Below are 5,556 nucleotides of genomic sequence, written 5' to 3' on the forward strand. Positions count from 1 at the left end.
AGCCGTGCTTCGGGCTTGTCGCCCGCTACCGGCAGGATGTGCAGCAGGGCCTGCTCGCCCTCGTAGAGCCAGCTGCCGGGGAAGGGAAAGGCTGGCCGGTAGCCCGGTTGCCAGCCCATCACGTCGCCGAAGAAGCGGACGATGTCCGCCTCCCTGCTGACCTGCAGGTTGAAGTGGTCAAATTGCCAGCTCACAGCAAGCCTCCCCCCTCCACATCCACCACCGCGCCGGTCATAAAGCCGTTCTGCATGACCAGGAGGTAGGCGGCAGCAATATCATCGGTCTGGCCTACTCGGCTCACCGGCAAACCAGCACCGATGCGGGCCATGGTGGCGGTGCGCTGCTCGCTGCCGGCCTCGCCCCATAGCTCGGTATCGATCACGCCGGGGCTGATGACGTTGACGCGGCGTGGGGCCAATTCCTTGGCCAGGCTCTTGCCGGCTGCCTCGACGGCGGCGTTGGCCGTACTCTTGAGCAAATTGCCGGCGCCAAACTTGCGCGAAAGCAGACCGGAGGTCAGCGTGATGGAGGCCGTGGGAGCCAGGTAGGGCAAGGCGGCCTGGATGGCATAGAGGGCGCCGAACAGCTTGATCTGGTAGGTCAGCTCAAGGTCGGTCGACGTCAGATCAGCGAGCTTGGACGAACCCACCCGGGCGCCGGCGGTAATGACCAGGTGGTCGATCTGACCGATCTCTGCAAAGGCGCGGGCCAGGCTGGCCGGGTTGGCGATATCTGCGGCAATGGCACGTAGGCCATCGGTAGCCTTCGCAGAACGACCTAGCACCACCACCTCGGCGCCTTGCGCCTTGGCCGCGAGCGCCACACCACGGCCTATGCCGGAGCTGCCGCCGATAACGACCACACGTTGCGATTGGAATGCGTAGGCTAGGGACATGGTGTTTCCTTTCAATTTGGATGGTTGAATCGTTGGATAGCTGAGTCTTAGTTCTGGACCAGGCCGAGTTGCTGCATCAGGGTCAGGTTGTCTTCAAGGTGCCAGTTGTCGGCAATGCGGCCATCCTGGATGCGGTAGAGGTCGAAGGCCTGGAAGTCCACGACCTGCCCCTTGCCCTGTACCTCGCCAAACAGGCCGGTGAAGTGGCCCTTGAAGTGCAGGTGGACCGAAACGCGGTCGCCGGCCACGACGAGGTCATCGACCTCGGCGCTCAGGTCCGGTACAGCCTTGCGGAAGCCCTTGGAAGCCTGCAGCGGGCCTTCCAGGCCTTGCGGGCGGCCCTTGGGCAGGGTGCGGTCGGTAAAGTCGGCGGCCAGGGCTGCGCGGGCATAGTGTTCGTCGCCGGTGTTCCAGAAGGCGGCGTAGCGCAGCGCGGCCAGGATTAGCGGACGGGCTTGTGCTTCGTCACCCGCAACCGCCACATGCTTGGTGATGGGCAGTGCTTCGGCCTGTTCGACAGCTTGTACGGGCGCCAGCAGGGCCAGGGGCAGCAGTGCGGCGCTCAGGGCGGTACGGGTTGACTTGCGCATGATCTTGTCCTTTTCAGTTGCGTTGAGTGGAGACACGGAACGCATTCTGGGCGGGAGGACAGATCTTGATAATTAGTTCTGTATTTGAATGATTTTATTGATCCATTTGAAAATACTGCCGAGGACCAGACCTATTCGACAATGAAAAAGGGACAGGTTGCCCTGTCCCTTGTTGCCTAACCGCCTACCTGCTGGATCAACCAGGCGACTTCAGGTTCTTGTCGAGAAAGGCCTCGACCCGTTTCCAGAAATCGATACGGTTCTTTTCATACAGCCAGCCATGGCCTTCTTCCGGGTACTCAACCCACTCCAGCTGCGGATTGCTGCGGCCCAGGACCGAGCGGAACTTACTGGCATGCACGATAGGTACCCGGCGGTCCAGACCACCGTGGGCGAGCAGCACAGGCTGCTTGATCTCGGCTGCACGCTCGAGCGGCGAGACCTTGCGGAAAACCGCTTCATCGGTGCGTGGATCACCGATCAGCGTCTTGGAACCAAACTCCAGCCAATCGATGCTGGCGTCCGATTCGGACGACTTGTCGACCGCAAACATCAGATTGATATCGGTCACGCCTGCCCAATCGATGCCGGCACGGAACAGTTCCGGGTTCTTGACCAAGCCCATCAGGGTGGCATAGCCGCCGTAGCTGGCACCAGCAATGGCGATACGCTTGGGGTCGGACATACCCTGCCCGATCGCCCACTTTGCGGCGTCGGCCAGATCATCCTGCATGGTCAGACCCCATTGCTTCCACCCTGCGCTGTAGTGCTCAAAGCCAAAACCGGTACTGCCTCGGAATTCGGGCTGGATCACCAGATAACCACGCGTGGCCAGGAACTGCGCCTCTGCGTCCCATTCCCAATAGCCGCCTCGCACATAAGGTCCGCCATGCACCAGCACCACGGTGGGGAATGGACCCTTGCTCACGCCTGGCGGCACGGTGATGTAGGCGGGGATGCTCAAGCCGTCTCGCGCCGGATAGTGGACAAAGTCGCGCACGCCCATCTGCTCGGGCTTGATATCCGGGTAGCTGTTCCCCAGCTCGACCAAGGTCTGCTCAGCCTTGCGGTAGAGGTAGTAGCGGGTAGGCTGCTTGTCGGAAGTGGCGCTCACCAACATGACCGGCGAGCTCAGGCAAAAGCCGCAACTGATGGTGTTGATGGTCGCAGGCAGCGCACCGTCCAGCATCTTCTGGGTTTCTGCCATTTGCTTGTTGGTCCAGACCGTACCTTTTGCATCGGAGGTGTAGTGGACCCCGAGCAGCTGCCGTGCCCTGCTATCAAACTCAGGATAACCTTCGAAATCAAAGCCCTTGATGCTGACCGTAGGTTCATCGTCAATGCGCCGTTGCTTCAGGTCGTAGCGGTACAGCTCCGAGGTGGACCCTTCACGCTCAACACGGACATAGAGGTTGTCGTTGAAGTCGAAGAACTCCGGGTTCCAACCCTCGCCCGATGCGTCATCAAAATTCCCCAGTTCGGCCCAGCTGTCGTTACTCAGGTCGCGCAGCCAGATCTGGCGACGGCCCTTGTCGTGAGAGATCGCAATGCGGGGGCGTCTTTCGGTATCCAGCACCCAGCCCCAGCTCTTCTTGGGCTGAGCACCCTCGAACATCGCACTCAGATTGCGCGTAACCGTATTGAACCGGTAGAGCCGCCTAGCTTCGGCGGTATTATCGACATTGTTGTACGTGGTCCGGTAGACCACGATGTCGTCGGAGCCGTCATCCAAGGTCTGGAAGAAGTTGTATTCAGCGGGCAGTGCGCGCCGCTTGATATTGCTACCGGTCTCCTCCTGGTTGTATTCCCAGCTACCCACCAGGATCTGCCGGGTCTGGCTACCATCGGCCTCGACCACGTAGCCACTGGCATTGGTCTTGGAGCCCTCCCGCTTCAGGTCTGCAGTCCGGAAGAACAGGCGCTTCTCATTCACCCAGCGGGCCATGACCACGTCGGTATTGGAAGCCGCCGCCACCACATGCAATTGTTCGATCTTGTCGGTAGGCGCCACCGCCAACACCTGCCGGCCCGTCGGGCCAGTCAGTACCAGCGCAACCTGCTTGCCCTCGGGCGATAGCACGGCGTCGAGTATGGATGGGTTGGTGAAAAAGCTTTCTACGCTGGGTGGCTGTACTGGTGTTCCCGCCGCGAGCAAAACGCTACTCATGAGCGCGGCCAGGATGGCGGCGCCCAAGCTCCCTGTTGTTTTCATCTTGTTATCCGTCTTCGTATTCAAACCAGCTGGGCTTGCCCCAGCTGCCCCGCCGCGAGAATACCGGAGCAGGGGATTCCCGCCATCCCCCATATGGAGGATGGCGACACGGCAGGGGAACGGATCAGACGACCCGGAAGAAGGCGACAGAGTGCTTGAGCGATTCAGCCAGCCCCTTGAGCCGCAATGCGGCCTGGGAAGCTTCCTCCACCGCCCTGTCGTTTTCTTCCGACATCTGGGCGATGCGCTCGACGTTGTTGGCGACCTGGTTGCTGACCGTGGACTGCTCGCGCAAGGCGGTCGAGATATCGGTCACCACGCCCACCACCTTCTCGGCCGAACCGTGGATCTGAGCAATGGCCTCACCCGCCTGGTTGGCGGTATCCACGCCGCGCTCGACCTTGCTCACGCTCTGCTGCATGACGGCCAGGGTATCTTGGCTGCCGGTGAGGATCTGGCTGATCATGCCGGTGATCTCGCGAGTGGATTCGCTGGTCCGCTCGGCCAGCTTGCGCACCTCGTCCGCCACCACCGCAAAACCCCTGCCCTGCTCGCCGGCCCTGGCAGCCTCGATGGCGGCATTGAGTGCCAGGAGGTTGGTCTGCTCGGCAATGTCCTTGATTACGTCGACGATGGAGGAAATCTGCTGGGTGTGATCGCCCAGCAGGGACATACGCTCGGAAGCAAGCCGCACCGTCTCGGCGATCTCGCGGATCTCGTTGACCGTACTGAGTATCACGGCCCCCCCCTGTTCGGACAACTCACCCGAGGTCCGCGACAGTCCGTGGGCATCCTTGGCGTTGTCGGAGACATGGCTGATGCTGACGGTCAGCTCCTCTACCGCTGCCGCCATGGCCGTGGAGGCATTGCTCTGCTCGTGCGATGCCACCGAGAGCTGCTGGGCGCTACTGGCGATCTGCTCGGCCGAGGCGGTGACGTCAGCCGCGCTGTGCTGGATGTTGGCGATGATCTCCACCAGCCGCTCGCGCATGCTGGCCAGCGAGCGTAGCAGCACGCCGACCTCGTCATTGCCCTGGCTCTCGATACGCTGGCTGAGGTCACCATTGGCCACCGCATTGGCCGTCTGCACCGCCCGTGCCAGGCGGTGCGCGATATTACGTCCCACCATGACCGAGACAGCCAGGGCAATCAAAGCCCCCAGTGCCGTGCCAGACCATAGGAAGAACATGGTCTGCTGCTGTATGGACTCATTGGTGCGTTTGCTCGCCTGGTTGAGCACGTTGGCTTCGGTCGTCAGCTCCTTGAGCACTGCGGCCATGGGGGCGATTCTGGCCTTTTCACCCAGGGCGACGGAAAGGGTAGTGAGATCCTCCAGCGAGGCCTTCTTGTCGTTGATCGCCCGGCGCTTGGCCAAGAAGGGGTCGGCGAAATCGTGTATCCACGCATCCGCCATGGCTTGCAGCTTGTCCAGCCGAGCGGCCTGGGTCGGGTCGCCGGCTGCTTCTGCGCGAGCCTTGGGTAGGGACTCCTTGAACAAGCTATCCACGGCCTTCTGGTAGTTGTTGTACATCCGCTCCTCGCCGGTGAAGCCGTAGCTACGTATCGACGCCGCCGCCTGGGCCAGGTCGGCATACACGGCATTCCCTTGGGCAATCAACCGGAGACTATGCAGGCGTAGATCAGTCGAGGCAGACAGCCGGCTGAAGTTCACCCCGGTGAGCACCGCCAAGGCCAACATGACGGCAACGATAAGACCGAAGCCCAGATAGAGCTTCTTCACGATGGTCAGCTTGTTCATGCGTTAGTCCTCCACAAAAGATAAACGCGCAAGCCTTTGATTATTATGTCGATCAGCAACCGCGAACCGGCTGGCCTGCGCAAGTTCCGGTATAGCACCG

General features: G+C 61.3%; 4 protein-coding genes and 1 pseudogene. All 5 read right to left on the reverse strand.

Annotated features, from left to right (window positions below; genetic code table 11):
- Positions 1-194, reverse strand: a pseudogene (locus tag VIM95_RS09605) (hypothetical protein); the annotation flags it as partial.
- Positions 191-895 carry an SDR family oxidoreductase gene (locus VIM95_RS09610; protein WP_331985027.1) on the reverse strand — a complete coding sequence of 235 codons (705 nt, stop codon included), beginning with the start codon at positions 893-895 and terminating at the stop codon, positions 191-193. The gene VIM95_RS09610 and the pseudogene VIM95_RS09605, both read right to left, overlap by 4 nt.
- 47 nt (positions 896-942) lie before the next feature.
- Complete coding sequence (locus VIM95_RS09615; protein WP_331985029.1) at positions 943-1,485, reverse strand: ester cyclase; 543 nt, start codon at positions 1,483-1,485, stop codon at positions 943-945.
- A gap of 196 nt (positions 1,486-1,681) precedes the next feature.
- A complete protein-coding gene (locus VIM95_RS09620; protein WP_331985031.1) occupies positions 1,682-3,697 on the reverse strand; it encodes a S9 family peptidase in 2,016 nt (671 codons plus the stop codon).
- Positions 3,698-3,821: 124 nt separating this feature from the next.
- A complete protein-coding gene (locus VIM95_RS09625; RefSeq protein WP_331985033.1) occupies positions 3,822-5,456 on the reverse strand; it encodes a methyl-accepting chemotaxis protein in 1,635 nt (544 codons plus the stop codon).
- Positions 5,457-5,556 lie beyond the last annotated feature (100 nt).

The sequence above is a fragment of the Chitinimonas sp. genome (genome assembly GCF_036568685.1).
In the GTDB taxonomy this organism is placed as follows: Bacteria; Pseudomonadota; Gammaproteobacteria; order Burkholderiales; family Chitinimonadaceae; genus Chitinimonas.